We start from the raw sequence: 16,470 nt of genomic DNA on the forward strand, positions 1-16,470 counted from the left end.
TCAGTGCTATTTATTTTTATATCACTCACTGCATTCTTTTAGCGCTTCACTCATTAACCATTGCTGAAATATTTCCATTGATGCTGTCATTGGCTTTGATTTTAAGTATGTTAGCCAATATTTTCCCATTTCAACTTCTATTTTAAAGGGTTGCACTAACTGACCATTTTCAATTTCTCTTGAAAACATTTTTGCTGGTGCTAATGCAACTCCTCCTTCATAAATAGCACTTTCAATCATTAAGCGTGAAGAGTCAAAAATAGAGCCCGTTATTTTTATAGGCGACATATTTGCTTTTTCAAACCATTGTAACCACTCATCTTCTCGATAAGAGCGATACAAGTTTTCATTTATTAGATCAGTTGGATGTTGTAAACGTTTCGCCGTACCCGATGAACACAATACCGTTAATGGTGCAGAAAATAATGCTTTGTTATGAGTTAATGGCCATAAACCTTCACCAAATCGAATAGCAAAATCTAATCCTTCAGTAGCCAAATTAACCACATTATTATTTGTTCTTAAATTCACTTCTATTCTTGGATATAACTGCCTAAATTCGGTCAACCTAGGTAATAACCACCCCACCGCAAATGTACCGACAGCTGCAATCGAAACAACATCGCGATATTCACCGCGTTCAAATTGTTTAAATACACGCTCAATATCACTAAAAGCCGTTGTTAATACAGAAAATAAGATTTGAGCATCATCCGTCATTTCTAAACCTCGAGGTAAGCGCTTAAAAAGAATAACGCCAAGCCGCTCTTCTAACATTCTCACTTGTTGGCTAACAGCACCTTGAGTGACATACAGCTCTAATGCCGCTTTGGTGAAATTAAGATGTCTTGCTGAAGCTTCAAATGCACGCAGTGCATTTAGGGGGAGATGTGTTCGCATAATATTCTTAACCATTAGATTTTCTATAAGCTAAGGTGATTTATTATCGATTGTCAATAAATCAATTAAATAGGATATTGCACCCTATAAATAAACGGCTCTATATCTACCCAATAACTGTCTATTTATATTGAGATTTTCTTTATTAACTTAATATGAGCAACAATGACCATGTTTAAAACAACATTTCGCCAAACAGCAGCGATCGCAGTTTCATTAATATCTCTATTAGCATCTCCAATGCTATGGGCTGACAACAATAATACAATTGAAGAGCAATTAAATACGCTGGAAAAATATAGCCAAGGTCGTTTAGGCGTGGCATTAATCAACACCGAAGATAACTCACAAATAACATACCGTGGTGAAGAACGCTTTGCGATGGCAAGTACAAGTAAGGTTATGGCGGTTGCAGCCGTTTTAAAAGCGAGTGAAAAACAAGCCGGATTATTAGATAAGAATATTACGATTAAAAAATCTGACTTAGTTGCTTACAGCCCTATTACAGAAAAACATTTAACAACAGGAATGACACTGGCTGAATTAAGTGCGGCTACATTGCAATATAGCGATAATACAGCAATGAATAAGATATTAGATTATTTAGGCGGTCCAGCCAAAGTCACTCAATTTGCACGTTCAATTAATGATGTCACTTATCGCCTTGATCGTAAAGAGCCTGAATTAAATACAGCAATTCATGGTGATCCTCGTGATACTACTTCTCCAATTGCGATGGCTAAAAGTCTTCAAGCACTGACATTAGGCGATGCACTAGGTCAATCTCAGCGTCAACAACTTGTTACTTGGTTAAAAGGTAATACAACGGGTGATAACAGTATTAAAGCGGGTTTACCAAAACACTGGGTTGTTGGGGATAAAACCGGTAGTGGTGATTATGGTACAACTAACGATATTGCCGTTATTTGGCCTGAAAACCATGCACCATTAATTCTAGTCGTTTATTTCACACAACAAGAACAAGATGCAAAATACCGTAAAGACATTGTTGCTCAAGCTGCCGAAATAGTAACAAGAAAATTATCTAATCCATCTCGAACAAAATAAATTTCTTTATTGATAATCTAGATAAGAAATTAAATATAATAATAGAGCTATTAATTGGCTCTATTATTACATCCATACACAAAATAATATCAGTGAAATAACATACAGATAAACAATTAGAGTGTAATAAAAAAGCCTCCGTTAAATTTGAACTGACCCCAGTTTATTGGACAGTTCAAATTAACTAGAGGCTTTCTCTATTAAAAATATCGTGTGATGATTTAAAATTAACTAAACCTAAATGTTTAGAAAATTAAAGTGGTAAAGCAAAACTCACTTTTACCGTTTCCATTGGTACTTCTGTTTTTATACTTTGGATGCTTGGAATTTGTGTTAAATAATCGGCATGAAAACGACGATACGTTGCTAAATCTTTAGTAACGATGCGAATAAGAGCATCACATTCGCCAGCCATTAAATGACATTCAACCACTTCAGGTAATACCTTGATAGCTTTTACAAATTCTTCAATAGTTTCAGCATCTTGCGCTCTAAACCAAATTCTTGCAAATAAAGATAATCCTGCATCAACCTTACTGCCATCTAATACAGCAACATAACGAGTGATCACACCAGATTCTTCGAGTAAACGCACACGACGAAGACAAGGAGAAGGTGAGAGTCCAACCTCTTTTGCCAGCTCAATGTTCTGGATTTTGCCATCACGCTGAAGCACCTGCAAAATATGTTTATCTATCTTATCTAATTTTATTGACATCAAAGATTAACCTTAATTCTATTTGTGGAATTTTATTGCCAATTAATTCTTTTTGTTAGCAACAAAGCAACCCGATTTTTTCGAAAACATCATATAATCTTTCCGCTAAATTTCACAGCAAAAACGATATTTCTCTTAAACTATCTCTATCAGGTGAAAAGATGGAATTTAACACTTTATTATTATTCGCACTGACTGTTTTACCGCTTATCTGCACACCTGGGCCCGATATTCTTTTTATCTCATCCCAAGGGCTATCAGGCGGTATGAAATCAGCATGGATTGCCAATACTGGCGTTATATCAGGCTATTTAACCCATGCATTACTGAGTGCGTTAGGGCTTGCCGCCTTAGTATCAGCATCACCCATTTTATTTCATTTACTCAAATGGGTTGGTGTGTTCTATATCAGTTATCTTGCAGTCAAGATGTTGATATCTGCCTGCAAAAAAGGTCAATTAGCCCTAGATGCCTCAAAAACCTCACATCTATTTCGTAAAGGTTTTTTAACCAGTTTTCTTAATCCTAAAGGACTACTCGTTTATCTCGCTATTTTACCAAACTTTATTGATAATCATAATGATGTAGCAACACAATCATTGCTGTTATCTGGGATATTTATCACGACTTGCTTAATTATTTATGGTCTGCTAGGCACCTTTTTTGCTTATATTGGCTTAAAAGGCGGTTTAAGTGAAAAACGTCGCCGCTATAACGATGGCATTGCAGGTGGATTACTCACTTTTGCGGCTATTAATTTGGCTTTAAATTAGCCTTAATCCTAAGCACTATTTATTATTCTAGTCAGTATTTGACCACAAAAATGCCTCTATTTAAGTGGTCGAATATCTGCCCATAATAATTGGCAATTTGCGGTTAACGGTCTTATTTCACCTTCTCGAATATCAGGCAACCACCACGCTCCCTGTCCTTTTGATAAACTCTGACAAGTTGCGCCCATTAAAGTCCATTCACCTTGAGTGACATAAATTAATCCTGCATGAGAACTAGGCAAAATAAGTGGCCGTGTTACTAAGGTCGTTTCTGCTTTCCAGCACGTCCGACGCACCATAATATTTAAGCATTTTACGCTGCCTTTAATAAGTTCAGATTGAACATGGATATCACCTGAAAAATCAAAAGGCTGATAAGAGTCTGTAACGGAATGACTAAGAAAACCGGGGCTATTTAAATTGATGCCATTACCTTCTAATAGCACCATTTGCCGATCAATGTCAGGAAATTGTCCTAATGAGCTATTCTCTTCGATGGAGGTTAAACACGCTCGCCATGAAAAATCATTATTAACCGGCCAACACACAATTTCTTGCGTTGTACCTTTTTGATTATTCCACGATATAAACGGTAACTCTTGTTGATCAAAACAACGTAGCTTCATTGTATCCTCCTGCAATATCTGGCTATCAGTCTGATAATGAGGTTAAGGATTAATCATTGGAGATTACCGTCAATAAATCAATAGCTAACTTTTAAAAATGTGCGCTGACGTCAGCTATTTACGTCGTAATTTTCTGCATCCCTCACCAATAATTTCCATTCCTTTTTCAGTACGACTATTCCATTGAAAAGAAGAGTTTAAACGAAATGCATGATTAAATTGAGAGCTGGTGGAAAACATTGAACCCGGTGCAATACTGACACCTCTTTCTAATGCAAAGTGATAGAGTTTATTGGCATCAAATGTTGATTCAAACTCTAACCAGAGAAAATATCCTCCTGATGGAATATTCACTTTTACATCTTCAGGTAAATGCGTTTGTATCGCTTGTAGCATCCGATAACGCCTTTGTTCTAACAATAATCTTAATCGGCGAAGATGCGTATCATAACCACCTTGTGATAAATAATCGGCAATGGCTTGCTGTGTTGGCATACTGGCAGAAACTGTACTCATCATTTGCAACTGCTGTATTTTTGTTGCATGTTTTCCTGCTGCGACCCAACCCACTCGAAATCCCGGTGCAAGACATTTGGAAAAAGAAGCACAATGTAAAACGCTATTTGTTTTATCAAAACCTTTTACTGGCATCGGTGCTTTCTGGCTGTTATAGAGTTCGCCATAGACATCGTCTTCGATTAGCGTTATCTGTTTCTTCGCTAATATGTCCACCAGCCTTATTTTATTCTCATCGGGCATTGTTCCACCTAATGGGTTTTGACAATGGCTCATCAACCAGCAGGCTTTAATATCGTATTGCTCAACCACTTTTTCGAGTTCATCTAAACAAATTCCTGTTACAGGATCTGTTCTAATGGCAATCGCTTTTAATCGCAAACGTTCAATAGCTTGTAATGCGCCATAAAATGCAGGTGACTCAATCACAACCCAATCACCCGGTTCGGTGACTGCTTGCAAACTAAAACTTAATGATTCCATTGCACCAGCAGTAATCACAATTTCATCTGGGGAGACATGAATTCCTTGTAATGCATAGCGTTGTGCAATGTTACGGCGTAACTTTTCATTTCCCGGAGGTAAATTGATCACCGAACTTTGGGGCGCTAAATGTCTTGCGGCAGAAGCCAACGCACTACTTAATTTAGGCTGAATAAATAAACTGGGATCGGGGAAAGCGGAACCAAAAGGAATAATTTCAGGATCTTTACACGCTTGAAGGACATTGAAAATAGAAGTGCTTATTTCAACATTCTCACTCATGTGTAGCCCTTTGCTGGCTGTTACTTGACCAAAACGGGTATTACGATGTGCAACGTAATAACCTGATTGTGGTCGCGCAGTTATCCATCCTTGGCTTTCTAATAACTGATACGATTGTAAAACAGTCATTAAACTTAAACCTGATTGTTTCACCGTATCCCGCAATGAAGGTAAACGGTCGCCAGATTGCCAGATATTATCTTCAATTTGTTGGCGTATTTGCGCTGCAAGCTGTTCATATCGAGTCATATAAAACTGTTTACCTCAAAACTGTTATAGTCATTTTTAAACTTATTGTCACTATTATAGCTTACTGTCATATGGTCTACTAATCCACACGATTTACCTGCTATTTACATTTTTATATCAATATAACGAGGTTTTTATGCTTGGGTTAAGTGCCTTTGATTTGGCGCGTATCCAGTTTGCGTTCACAGTTTCTTTTCATATTATCTTCCCTGCAATTACTATCGGACTGGCTAGCTTTTTAGCCGTCTTGGAAGGTTTATGGTTAAAAACTCGCAATAAGGATTATTTAGCGCTATTCCATTTTTGGTCAAAAATATTCGCTGTTAACTTTGCTATGGGCGTTGTCTCCGGTTTGGTTATGGCCTATCAATTCGGAACCAACTGGAGCTTTTTCTCTGATTTTGCGGGCTCAATTACAGGCCCTTTACTCACTTATGAAGTTCTTACTGCTTTCTTCTTAGAAGCCGGTTTCTTAGGTGTAATGCTATTTGGTTGGAATAAAGTAGGTGAAAAACTCCACTTTTTTGCAACCTGTATGGTGGCATTAGGTACATTAATGTCTACATTTTGGATCTTGGCTTCAAATAGCTGGATGCAAACACCACAAGGGTTTGAAATTATAAATAACCAAGTCGTTCCCGTAGATTGGATCGCGGTTATTTTCAATCCATCATTCCCTTATCGCCTTGCTCATATGGGTGTTGCCGCTTTCCTTGCATCTGCCTTCTTTATTGCCGCATCTGCCTCATGGCATCTGCTCAAAGGCAATAAAACATCCGCGATGAAAAAGATGCTTTCAATGTCTTTATGGATGATTTTAATTTTAGCACCAATTCAAGCACTCATTGGTGATGTCCATGGTTTAAACACCTTAAAACATCAACCCGCTAAAATTGCCGCGATCGAAGGTCATTGGGAAAATGAACCCGGAGAAGCAACGCCGTTAATTCTCTTTGGTATGCCAGATATGGATGCTGAAGAAACAAAATATAAGATAGAAATTCCTTATCTTGGCAGCATGATCTTAACTCATAGCTTAGAAAAACAAGTTCCAGCATTAAAAGAGTTTCCTAAAGAAGACCGACCTAACTCACTTATCGTCTTCTGGTCTTTCCGCATTATGGTTGGCCTTGGCATGTTAATGATTTTAGTGGGTGTTTGGGGAACATGGCTACGATATAAAAAGAAACTTTATGAATCTAAGACTTTCTTACGCTTAACTTTTTTGATGGCTCCTTCAGGACTGATCGCTATTCTTGCTGGTTGGTTTACAACAGAAGTAGGACGTCAACCTTGGGTTGTTTATGGCATACAACGAACTCGAGATGCCGTATCTGCACACGGCGAAATGCATATGAGTATAAGCTTGCTCATCTTCTTAGTTGTTTATAGCTCTGTATTCGGTGTTGGATATGCCTATATGTTAAAACTGATCCGTAAAGGTACACCGGAGGTTCATCATGGGAATTGATTTACCAGTTATTTGGTTCGTCATTATTGTATTTAGTACGTTAATGTATATTGTCATGGATGGTTTCGATCTGGGTATCGGTATGCTTTATCCATTTATTAAAAGTGACCAAGATCGTGACTTAATGATGAATACTGTTGCCCCTGTATGGGACGGCAACGAAACATGGTTAGTCCTAGGAGGAGCTGCATTATTTGGTGCTTTCCCATTGGCTTACGCGGTTATTCTTGATGCTTTAGCAATGCCTCTAACATTAATGCTTGTCGCCTTAATTTTTCGTGGTGTCGCGTTTGAATTTCGTTTTAAAGCCGATGACAACCACAAAGGTTTTTGGGATAAATCATTTATCTTTGGCTCTATCTTAGCCACCTTTATGCAAGGCGTTGTCGTTGGTAGCGTTGTTCAAGGTTTGCCTGTTGTTAATCGCGCCTTTGCGGGTAGCTATTTTGATTGGTTATCCCCTTTTGCACTCTTTTGTGGATTTGGATTAGTTATCGCCTATTCGTTATTAGGATGTGGCTGGCTAATTATGAAAACCGAAGGTCATTTACAGCAGAGTCTATATAAGGTCGCAAAACCTCTTACACTTGTTATGCTTGCAGTCATTGCAGCAGTTAGTGCATGGACACCATTAGCACAACCTACAATTGCTGAACGTTGGTTCACATTACCAAACCTGTTCTTCTTTTTACCTGTTCCTCTTTTAGTGTTGTATAGCGTTTGGTTAATTTTACGTTCAGTGAAAAAACAGGGGCATTACCTGCCTTTCTTTGGCGCACTGGCTTTAATTTTCTTAGGTTTTGCAGGATTAGGGATCAGTATTTGGCCTAACATTATTCCACCTGCAATTAGTTTTGTAGAGGCATCCGCACCGCCAGAAAGCCAAGGGTTTATGCTAGTTGGCGCACTGTTTATTATTCCAATTATTCTTGTGTACACATTCTGGAGTTATTACGTTTTCAGAGGAAAAACAAATTATGAAGAAGGTTATCACTGATCCACAAATACAAAGCAAACCCTCGTTATTAAAAAGATGGGGATGGTTGATTACTATTTGGTTTTGTAGTGTTTTAGCCTTATTCGCAGTTTCTTCTCTCTTTCGTTTTTTAATGACGTTAGCCGGAATGAAAGTCAAGTAAAGGCGAAGTACATACAGCAATATAATTAACTAGCACCGAATACGGTAAGCTATAAAATAAAAAGTAAAGAAAGGGCTGAAGTTATCTTCAGCCCTTTTATCTTTATTTAAAATAATGGGTTATTGTTTAGTATTATTACACCTTAGCCTATTGTTATCAGATGCTCTTTTAATGGCTAATTTATATAAATTATTTTGCGATAAAAGAAAATGGAAAAGGAAGCAAAAAAGTAAATATTTTCATTTTTCTATGATTAACTAAATTTAAATCAAACTCTTTGCTAAAATAACTACAAATACATCATTTTTGATTAATGGTAAGAGATAAAATCTTTTTTATGCATTTATTACGATAAATAAAGATACAAACAATCCTATAAAAAGCCATCTTCTCTAGAAATAAGATAGAATGAATGTTGAATTAGGCTTCCAAAGTAATTATGATATCGCCGCCTAGAGGATTCATATCTGTATTATTCTATAAAGACACGCTAAAAGAGTCATTTAGATATACCCATATGATTAATTCAAAAATTAAATCCCCCCCTATTAAACGTGTGGGTAATGGACAATGTCTGTTCAAAATACATATTTTGATAATTTAGAATTATCTTAATTGCTAAGAAAGATCACTTACACTAGGCTTACGTATTGTTGCTACTAAATTAAGGATGAAGTCATGAATTGGTATTTGGAAGTCATTAAAAATAATTACGCTAACTTTTCAGGCCGTGCTCGCAGAAAAGAATATTGGATGTTTACTCTGGTAAATACCATTATTATTACTGTTCTATATGCTATTTTAATGTCATCAATAGATATGAACACTGGTGAAACGAGTTCATTAGGTTCGATTGTAGGTATTATTATCGGTATTTATTCTTTAGCGATTATCGTACCTAGCCTTGCTGTAACTATTCGTCGTTTCCACGACCAAGATAAATCAGGTTGGATGTTCTTACTTGCATTTATTCCTGCTGTTGGTGGATTAATTGTTTTTGTCTTTATGTGCCTTGAAGGTACTAAAGGTGACAACAGATTCGGCCCAGATCCTAAAGCTTAATCTATTGCTGAATTAATATGACAATACAGTGAGTGTATAACTATTTAGTTTGCTCACTGTATTAATTGATTTTCCTATCATTGTTGTAACCATCTAAAATCGTTCCTCTCTTTAAATAGAATAATGCCAATACATCCCCCCCGCCTACATTGTACTTTAGTGTTTTTATTTACCTCTAGCTTTTCTAATTAATACTATCAAGTTATTACACCATGCTTATTGCGTTGATCTTTAAGTTTTTTCTTTATTGTGAGTTTGAACCTAATCACACTCTATAAGTAAAAAATACGCATTCCTTTACTAAATCAATATTAATGTTGATAATGACTATCATTATTAATTGAAAATGATAATATCTACGTCGATAAAACAATTAAATGAGTCAGGTAAAAAAACGTGAGTAACCAAAAAACACCTCAAGAAAAAAATATTTATAAACCAGCCCCTCCTCGCCTAGTTCAAGTAAAACGTATTACTGATGTTACACCGGGAATGCGCTGTATCACCTTTACGAGTGATGATTTAGATACTTACCCAGCAGATACTGCGGGTGCACATTTAAAAATATTCTTACCTTTAGAAGGCCAAGTTAAACCAACCGTACCGGGTTTTTCTGAAAAAGGCCCTAAATGGCCTGAAGGTGAACCAAGATCGATTGTACGTACTTATAGTGTTCGTGCTATTCGTCCTGAGCAAAAAGAGATAGATATTGAATTTGCCGTACATGATGATGCAGGCCCTGCCATTCATTTCGCGCTAAATGCTAAGCAAGGCGACTATATTGGGATCACTAATCCGGGTGGTCCTGATCCTTTATTAGTACCTGCTTCACATTACTATATGGCAGCCGATCCAAGTTCATTACCTGCTTTAATGGCTTTAATTGAAACTATGCAGCCTAATGTTCAAGGGAAAGTCATTATACGAGTAGAAGACGAAACGCATCGCCAAGAAATTAAACATCCTAGCGGTTTAGAGATAATCTGGTTGGTTGGCTCAGTTGAAGAACAAACTCAAAACTTAATTAATGAATTTATGTCATGGGAATTGCCCGCTGAAGATGTAGCATTCTGGATCGCAGGTGAGGACAAAATTATTCGTGCATTAAGACGCCATATTCGCCGTGATAACGGTTACGATCGTAGTTTGATTTATGCCATTCCTTATTGGCGTTTTGGTTATGACGAAGAAGGCTATCACGCTGAACGTCATCATGTTATGGATAACGAAGACATAAGCTAAGTAATAAAGTAAAGATCAAGTGTTGGCTGTACAGGCTGCATATTAAATACTTCAATAATATGCAGCCTTTTTTATTATAAAAATGTAATCAATGTATATTCTTCTTATCTTGCTGATAATTTCCATCATCATCTATATAGATGACGGTAATGACTTGATTGGTATCAACTCGTCCTTTATATTCGATTTTCTGTTTTGAAAACGGCGCTATCATTGTGGTATGAATTAAAGATTGCTCTTTATTCTCTTGTGTATATATTTTGGAAATCGTAAAAAAATAAGCTGAAGGATTACTAATCTCTAAATTCTGCTGTTCCTTTGTAATCTCAATCTGGTTAAAAATAGCGCTACTTGTTAACTCGAGTTGTTTAGGGCGATAAAAAAGCTTAATACGAGTTTGTAATGCTAATTGCAACGTGTTTGTATTTTCACCACTGTTGGGTTTAGGCGGAATATCAAGCACATTAAGATAAAAAATAGACTCTCTATCTTGAGGCAACTTATTGTCTAATTGTTGTATTCTTAATTGCGCTCCTCCATTAGAAGAAACTTTCATTATAGGAGGAATTACAATAAAAGGCGCCGTTGTCGTCTCAGGGGTTGATGAAATATCACCATCATCTATCCAAGATTGAACTAATGTTGGTTGTTCACTGCGATTAAAAATTTGCAATGACAGTATTGATTTGTCCATGGGAAAAATTAGACGTGTACGCTCAAGTACCACACTTGCCTTTGCTATGGATGTTATAAGCATAAATAATAAAATAAAACTAACATTTATTATTTTTTTCATTAGATACACTCTTTAGTCATAAGACATTACTAATGTCGCTGTGCTTGTTATTTGCCCTTGAGTAACTGAATTAACATTATAAGGATAATAATAAGCCCCCATATTTATCGAAAATGCAGAGGATAAGTTGCCACCTTGATTAACACTGAAAATACTGGTCGCACTGCCTTGAGAATTAATATTGTCAGAAAAAATAACGGGGCTATTGATATTATCGCTTTTTACTACACGGAACCCGATCCCTCCTGCACCTTGCGCTGTTGTATTAGTTAATATAGTTTTATCTGTCGCCAATAAATTTTGGCTTGATAAAAACATCTTAATATTTCTAGACGTTTTTGAGCCACTTAAAAAGTCTTGGCACGTAAAATTTAATGTAAAAGGTGTGTATCCTGCTTTATCTGCCGTTTTTGCATCTTTTACACTGATTAATGGCAATGAAACAACTAAACCCGCATTAGAAAAATTACAGGTTGTCATTACAGGATTATAAGTAATTAGCATTGGTTGTAAGAAAATATCATTTTGATCAACTGGCCATTGCCACGTTAATAAGAATTGCACAAGTTTAATAACAATATTAAGTAACCACTGAACTAACCCAACACTCGATGCATCTGACGCTAAAATAACAGGGTTAACAACCGCTGTACTTCCACTCACCTCTTTATAATTGGTCGAGGGTTTACTACTCAATAACGTAAATTTTAAGGTGAAATTAGTATCTAAATCTGATGCAGGGTGTGTTCCCGCTGAAATATTCGTTACATTATCTTTTTCTAATGCTGTTAATGTAATAGAGACAAACTGCTTCCCACCATTAAAACCAATTGTTCCCGTTCGACCATCATTAAAAGGTGAGGCAATACCCACAGTATTAGGAAATAATACCCCTCTTGCATTACATTTAAAGGTACCCGGAAATATTGTTCTACTCGTTTTTGTTACAGTTGTTGAAGCTGCATTTAAATCTGCAGATAAATCAAAGTTAATATTGGGTGCCGTAATAGTGTCCTCAGGTTTACAGTTAGCAATTGCCTGTTGGCTTATCGCACCTAATAAAATTATAAATATAAAAGCTGGTGATTTCATAGCGCTTTCCTTTATCGACAAATATTACTATTTTTATCCATCGTATTTATTAAATGCTCCACAACACATTCCATTTTTTCAGCTTTATTTAATTTTATAAAGATTGAAGAAGGTAACTCATCACTTTTTAAATAAAGCACACTTGATTGTCCGACATAACCAATACTTTCTTTTTTATTATTTAAAACTTCTGTACCGAAAGGTAAACTTTCATTATTTTCTAAAGATGCTTTAATAATAAATGTCTTACGTTTATCCGTTGTTAATGTGAGGTAATTAACTGCGCCTAAATACGGAGTAACCTGGGTTGTATTTCCAACAAGCTCAGCATTTGAAGGCATTTCTGTATTTGTTAAAGTATAATTATTTGTACGATATGGGATACTATTAGGCACTAATACTATCCCTTGATTATTGGTTAATGTGGCTTTATTTCCATTAACCATCATATTATTGGCCATAGGTGCTTCGATAAGAGTATAGGTATTCCCTGTATTACCTGAAAAAACAATATGATTAGGTACGGCAACAACTGTTCCTCTAGCGCCTAATCCTCCCTGGCGATAATTATTTGCTTCCGTATAAGATGCAGATAATGTGCTATATGGATGACGATAACTCACATTTGCGCCGACTAAATTATTTCCACCCGTTTGATTTGAACCTGTTAAAGTATAATTAACTAGGTCATCTTTACCTGCTGTTCCACTCATACTAATTGTAGATTGCTGGTAACGTGAATCAGCCGCATAAATTGAAGTATTAATATTAGCTCTTTTATCAAAAAATGAAATCGGCACACTAATATTAAAATAATAACGAGTCTCTTCTTTATTATCGTAATTTCTTAACTTTGAAACAGAAAGATTATACGCAATATCTTTATAATTATTTGAATAGCCTAACTGATACTCGCGATTACTCTCATCTGTATTCCAATAGTTTCGATGTGTCCCTGAAAGAAAAACAACACCACGCTGACCACCCAAATATTGATTAAGATTTATGGTAAACGTATTTTTTGCTCTAGAACCTCGTAGTGCATCAAACGTTGATAAATCAAGATCAGATACTGCATTATTATTATTTTGCTGTTGAGCAATATCATTTTGATAGTCTTTCCAAGCTTTATAGTTGTCATGAGCGTAAATTGAATCTACAAAACTATAATAATCACGAGTAGAATAACGATAAGCAGCCAATGTTAAATTGGTTAATGTCGCATCCATATATTTACTATAAGCAAGCCGAAAACTTTGCCCTGTTTTTTTACCTGTCTGTAAATCTGCCGTTGCATGTGTTATATCTGCTGAAATTGCCCCAAATTTAAAATTCCAACCACTACCTATCAATGCGGAGTAATAATCTTCACTGACAATACCGCCCGCATAAACAGTAACTAAATTATTAAGACCATAATGAAACTCACCTTGTGCAAATTTAGGCCGATAATTTGTATTACTAACTCGTGATTCACCTAACGTTACGTTATAACGATAAACATCTTCTTTTAACATATCAGGAACAGCTGAAAACGGGACAGTGAAAGATCCCCTTCTCCCATCTGCTTCTTGAATAACCACTAAGAGATCACCACCTCCCGCAGTAGGTTGAATATCTCGAAAGGAAAATTCACCCGGAGGCACATTTTCTTGAAAAACTAGATTTTCATTTTGATAAACACTCACTAGCGCATTCGTCTGTGCAACACCACGAATAATGGGCGCGAATCCTTGACTCGAATTAGGGAGCATACCCATTTCTGTTGCCAGTGACGCCCCTCTAAATGGAATACTGGTAAAAAGCGCCATTGGCGTATAAAAATCGCCAATTGTTAATCCTGAAGTTATTTGGCTAAATGCCTTATAAACATAGCGCGTATTGTTTTTCCATTGGCTTTTGCCGTGAGAATAATAAGAGTAGTTAGATTCATCTCTAAACTGCCATGCGCCTAAATTCACACCTGAATTAATATTGGCAAAAAAACTCTCGTTATTGCTTTTACTTCCTTTTTTTTCTTTATAGTTATAGTAGTTTAAATTATAAGATAAAATCAGAGCTGAAATACCTTGTTGCCAATAACTTGGATCAACATACCCTACCTCTGATTGTTTCACTGAAATCTGAGGAGCATTAATATCAAGCCTTAATTTATTAATATCTAATGCCGACGTCACACCTTTTGCCAATTCATTTGATAGTATTGTTTTTTGCTGTGCAATTTTTTGTTTCGCAGATAGAGATAAATTTAAACCAAGTTTATTTACATCCACGGTTTCAAAACTAATCTCTGCGTGTTCACCTATTACATTTATTTCAAATTGTCCTTTCCATACTTGATTGACATAAACATCGACAAGTTGTTTTCCTTCAGGAATTTTGTCGTCAATATAAAATCGTGAAATATCTCCATTCTTTGAATTTCCAACAAGTAAAGATGTATCAAATTCCTCTGCATACAGATTTTGAGTATAATTTTGTATTCCTAAAAAAATGAGGATTGAGAGATATCTTGGATTATTCACGATGTTATCTCGATTAGAGTTTAATATTTTGTGATTTATAAACACCAAAATCATCAACATAAACAACAACAACAGAATTATTTTTTAATTTATTAATTAATGGTAACTCACGAGAAGATAACGGTGGGATCATTTCAGAATCAGCAAGAGTAATACGTGGCATTTCTTCAGTAGAAATAGAAGCTATAGTGAAATGATATTGTGAGTTATTTTTAACTAAAACCTTATTACCATTTAATTGATAAGTTATTTTTTCATTCACTAATTCAGGATCATCTGTTAATGCGGTAGGACGATAGAAAACTTTAATTCTTGTTTTCATCGCCAATTGTAAATAGCTTTTTCCTTTTAGTGCTTGTGCATTTTCAGGAATATCTAATACATTTAAATAATAGACTTTTTCAACATTACTTATCTGTTTTTCATCGGAATTTTTTATTCTTAGAGTTTGCCCTTGTCTTCCTGCTATTTTGACAATTGGTGGATATAAATAAAAAGGTGAATTTGCATTTTCTGGTGTCGAATTCACATCTCCATCATCTATCCAACTTTGTACCAAAGAAGCTAAATCACCATTATTCGTCAATTGGATATTAACACTATCAACGCTTTCATAATAAATAACGCGAGTACCATTGATAATGATATTGGCTAATACAGTCGAGGGTAATATCAAGATAATTAAAAGGAATATTAATTTTTTCATTATAACCACCCCAAAAAAGCCAGACCCATTGAGTCTGGCTTTTTATATTATAAATAAGATACTGTATAAATAACGTTAGAGTGTACTGGCCCTGTTTTAGCCGCTGTTGCATTTGTTTTATAGTAACTGGCAATTAAGCGTAGAGTATCTGAATCTGGCGCTGTTTTATCGCCTTTAATACCTGTATCAAAGGTGGCATTTAGTGGTATAGCAACGGTTGGTGCAGCAGGTGTTGATAAACTAAAGCCGACGTTTTTTGCAACTAATGGATCATTTTCATTCGAAGTATCATTAACCAAATATAATCCACTTGTTGAAATAGTATTTGCAGATGAGAAATGTATCTTTAAATTACTTCCACTTGGAGTAGATGCAGGAGCACAATCAGAGAATGTCAAAGCAAACTCTTTTTGATTTTTGGCAATAACAGTATTTGCCGTTGTTCCAGCATCCGTTACGGTAATAGGATCTAATAGAATAGAAAAGTCCGCACTATTTCCCCCATTAATTGTACAGGTGGTATCACTAATAGCACCAGAGAAAGAAATGATCCCCCCTGCGCTGTTGGTTGCGGCAAATGCCGACGACGACAATATAGCCACTGATAATAATGACAGTGGGAGTTTATTTTTAAACATATATAACTCCAAAATAGATAAATATTTAATTAGCAAAAATAAGATTCTATTATTGCCATCATTAACTAGAGGTAACAAAAAACCCTAGTCAATTTGATATTAGTCATAACTTTAAAAACCAACAAATAAATTTATCTATTTTTTAAAATTCGTGATTTAAGTCAAATTCAATTAAATGGCGTTC

At 35.7% G+C, this 16,470-nt stretch carries 16 protein-coding genes; 7 read left to right on the forward strand and 9 right to left on the reverse strand.

Annotated features, from left to right (window positions below; genetic code table 11):
- Positions 1-21 precede the first annotated feature (21 nt).
- Entirely contained in the window at positions 22-900 is an 879-nt protein-coding gene (locus EHE21_RS10210) for a LysR substrate-binding domain-containing protein (protein WP_201161580.1), read from the reverse strand.
- Positions 901-1,071: 171 nt separating this feature from the next.
- On the opposite strand from EHE21_RS10210, the gene bla reads away from it, so the two are divergent.
- Complete coding sequence (bla, locus tag EHE21_RS10215; protein ID WP_194952620.1) at positions 1,072-1,968, forward strand: class A beta-lactamase; 897 nt, start codon at positions 1,072-1,074, stop codon at positions 1,966-1,968.
- 253 nt (positions 1,969-2,221) lie between these two features.
- Here bla and EHE21_RS10220 read toward each other — a convergent pair whose 3' ends face one another.
- A complete protein-coding gene (locus tag EHE21_RS10220) occupies positions 2,222-2,686 on the reverse strand; it encodes an Lrp/AsnC family transcriptional regulator (RefSeq protein ID WP_023582027.1) in 465 nt (154 codons plus the stop codon).
- A gap of 161 nt (positions 2,687-2,847) precedes the next feature.
- Between EHE21_RS10220 and EHE21_RS10225 the strand changes: the two genes are divergently transcribed.
- Positions 2,848-3,459 (forward strand): LysE family translocator, encoded by a 612-nt coding sequence (locus EHE21_RS10225; RefSeq protein ID WP_165123369.1) that lies wholly within the window; start codon positions 2,848-2,850, stop codon positions 3,457-3,459.
- A 56-nt stretch (positions 3,460-3,515) separates the two neighbouring features.
- On the opposite strand, the gene EHE21_RS10230 is transcribed toward EHE21_RS10225, so the two are convergent.
- Entirely contained in the window at positions 3,516-4,085 is a 570-nt protein-coding gene (locus tag EHE21_RS10230; protein WP_088495412.1) for a HutD family protein, read from the reverse strand.
- Between the two features lie 114 nt (positions 4,086-4,199).
- Positions 4,200-5,615, reverse strand: coding sequence for a PLP-dependent aminotransferase family protein (locus tag EHE21_RS10235; protein ID WP_088495411.1), 1,416 nt, complete (start codon positions 5,613-5,615; stop codon positions 4,200-4,202).
- Positions 5,616-5,751: 136 nt separating this feature from the next.
- Here EHE21_RS10235 and EHE21_RS10240 point away from each other — a divergent pair, with 136 nt between their 5' ends.
- The 5 genes from EHE21_RS10240 to EHE21_RS10260 all read left to right on the forward strand — a co-directional run bounded on the left by EHE21_RS10240 (position 5,752) and on the right by EHE21_RS10260 (position 10,529).
- Complete coding sequence (locus tag EHE21_RS10240) at positions 5,752-7,086, forward strand: cytochrome ubiquinol oxidase subunit I (protein WP_194950607.1); 1,335 nt, start codon at positions 5,752-5,754, stop codon at positions 7,084-7,086.
- Positions 7,076-8,083, forward strand: coding sequence for a cytochrome d ubiquinol oxidase subunit II (gene cydB, locus EHE21_RS10245; RefSeq protein WP_088495409.1), 1,008 nt, complete (start codon positions 7,076-7,078; stop codon positions 8,081-8,083). The genes EHE21_RS10240 and cydB overlap by 11 nt, the downstream gene beginning before the upstream one ends.
- Positions 8,064-8,225, forward strand: a complete 162-nt coding sequence (locus tag EHE21_RS10250) for a DUF2474 domain-containing protein (protein WP_088495408.1) — start codon at positions 8,064-8,066, stop codon at positions 8,223-8,225. Before cydB ends, EHE21_RS10250 begins: the two co-directional genes overlap by 20 nt.
- A 678-nt stretch (positions 8,226-8,903) precedes the next feature.
- Positions 8,904-9,287: a DUF805 domain-containing protein gene (locus tag EHE21_RS10255; protein WP_088495407.1), complete on the forward strand. Its 384-nt coding sequence runs from the start codon at positions 8,904-8,906 to the stop codon at positions 9,285-9,287.
- A gap of 396 nt (positions 9,288-9,683) precedes the next feature.
- Entirely contained in the window at positions 9,684-10,529 is an 846-nt protein-coding gene (locus tag EHE21_RS10260) for a siderophore-interacting protein (RefSeq protein WP_194950608.1), read from the forward strand.
- Between the two features lie 88 nt (positions 10,530-10,617).
- Here the strand turns inward: EHE21_RS10260 and EHE21_RS10265 are convergent, their stop codons facing one another.
- Genes EHE21_RS10265 through EHE21_RS10285 form a run of 5 tightly spaced genes read right to left on the reverse strand, consistent with a single transcriptional unit; the run spans position 10,618 to position 16,286 of the window.
- On the reverse strand, positions 10,618-11,325 hold the full coding sequence (locus tag EHE21_RS10265; RefSeq protein WP_194950609.1) for a molecular chaperone: 708 nt from the start codon (positions 11,323-11,325) through the stop codon (positions 10,618-10,620).
- A gap of 12 nt (positions 11,326-11,337) precedes the next feature.
- A complete protein-coding gene (locus tag EHE21_RS10270; protein ID WP_194950610.1) occupies positions 11,338-12,417 on the reverse strand; it encodes a fimbrial protein in 1,080 nt (359 codons plus the stop codon).
- Between the two features lie 11 nt (positions 12,418-12,428).
- Complete coding sequence (locus EHE21_RS10275; RefSeq protein WP_228766663.1) at positions 12,429-14,942, reverse strand: fimbria/pilus outer membrane usher protein; 2,514 nt, start codon at positions 14,940-14,942, stop codon at positions 12,429-12,431.
- Positions 14,943-14,955: 13 nt separating this feature from the next.
- The gene (locus EHE21_RS10280) at positions 14,956-15,648 is read right to left on the reverse strand and encodes a molecular chaperone (RefSeq protein ID WP_194950611.1); all 693 of its coding nucleotides are present in this window, start codon (positions 15,646-15,648) and stop codon (positions 14,956-14,958) included.
- Positions 15,649-15,695: 47 nt separating this feature from the next.
- The gene (locus tag EHE21_RS10285; RefSeq protein WP_075670953.1) at positions 15,696-16,286 is read right to left on the reverse strand and encodes a fimbrial protein; all 591 of its coding nucleotides are present in this window, start codon (positions 16,284-16,286) and stop codon (positions 15,696-15,698) included.
- Positions 16,287-16,470: the final 184 nt, after the last annotated feature.

The sequence above is a fragment of the Proteus sp. GOKU genome, assembly GCF_015475555.1.
In the GTDB taxonomy this organism is placed as follows: Bacteria; Pseudomonadota; Gammaproteobacteria; order Enterobacterales; family Enterobacteriaceae; genus Proteus; species Proteus mirabilis_B.

Excerpts from the sequence above, each read along its gene's own strand:
- EHE21_RS10285 (WP_075670953.1), bottom strand. The coding sequence starts at position 16,286 with ATGTTTAAAAATAAACTCCCACTGTCATTATTATCAGTGGCTATATTG.
- bla (WP_194952620.1), top strand. The coding sequence starts at position 1,072 with ATGTTTAAAACAACATTTCGCCAAACAGCAGCGATCGCAGTTTCATTA.
- EHE21_RS10235 (WP_088495411.1), bottom strand. The coding sequence starts at position 5,615 with ATGACTCGATATGAACAGCTTGCAGCGCAAATACGCCAACAAATTGAA.
- EHE21_RS10225 (WP_165123369.1), top strand. The coding sequence starts at position 2,848 with ATGGAATTTAACACTTTATTATTATTCGCACTGACTGTTTTACCGCTT.
- EHE21_RS10220 (WP_023582027.1), bottom strand. The coding sequence starts at position 2,686 with ATGTCAATAAAATTAGATAAGATAGATAAACATATTTTGCAGGTGCTT.
- cydB (WP_088495409.1), top strand. The coding sequence starts at position 7,076 with ATGGGAATTGATTTACCAGTTATTTGGTTCGTCATTATTGTATTTAGT.
- EHE21_RS10270 (WP_194950610.1), bottom strand. The coding sequence starts at position 12,417 with ATGAAATCACCAGCTTTTATATTTATAATTTTATTAGGTGCGATAAGC.
- EHE21_RS10255 (WP_088495407.1), top strand. The coding sequence starts at position 8,904 with ATGAATTGGTATTTGGAAGTCATTAAAAATAATTACGCTAACTTTTCA.
- EHE21_RS10210 (WP_201161580.1), bottom strand. The coding sequence starts at position 900 with ATGCGAACACATCTCCCCCTAAATGCACTGCGTGCATTTGAAGCTTCA.
- EHE21_RS10280 (WP_194950611.1), bottom strand. The coding sequence starts at position 15,648 with ATGAAAAAATTAATATTCCTTTTAATTATCTTGATATTACCCTCGACT.
- EHE21_RS10265 (WP_194950609.1), bottom strand. The coding sequence starts at position 11,325 with ATGAAAAAAATAATAAATGTTAGTTTTATTTTATTATTTATGCTTATA.
- EHE21_RS10230 (WP_088495412.1), bottom strand. The coding sequence starts at position 4,085 with ATGAAGCTACGTTGTTTTGATCAACAAGAGTTACCGTTTATATCGTGG.
- EHE21_RS10240 (WP_194950607.1), top strand. The coding sequence starts at position 5,752 with ATGCTTGGGTTAAGTGCCTTTGATTTGGCGCGTATCCAGTTTGCGTTC.
- EHE21_RS10250 (WP_088495408.1), top strand. The coding sequence starts at position 8,064 with ATGAAGAAGGTTATCACTGATCCACAAATACAAAGCAAACCCTCGTTA.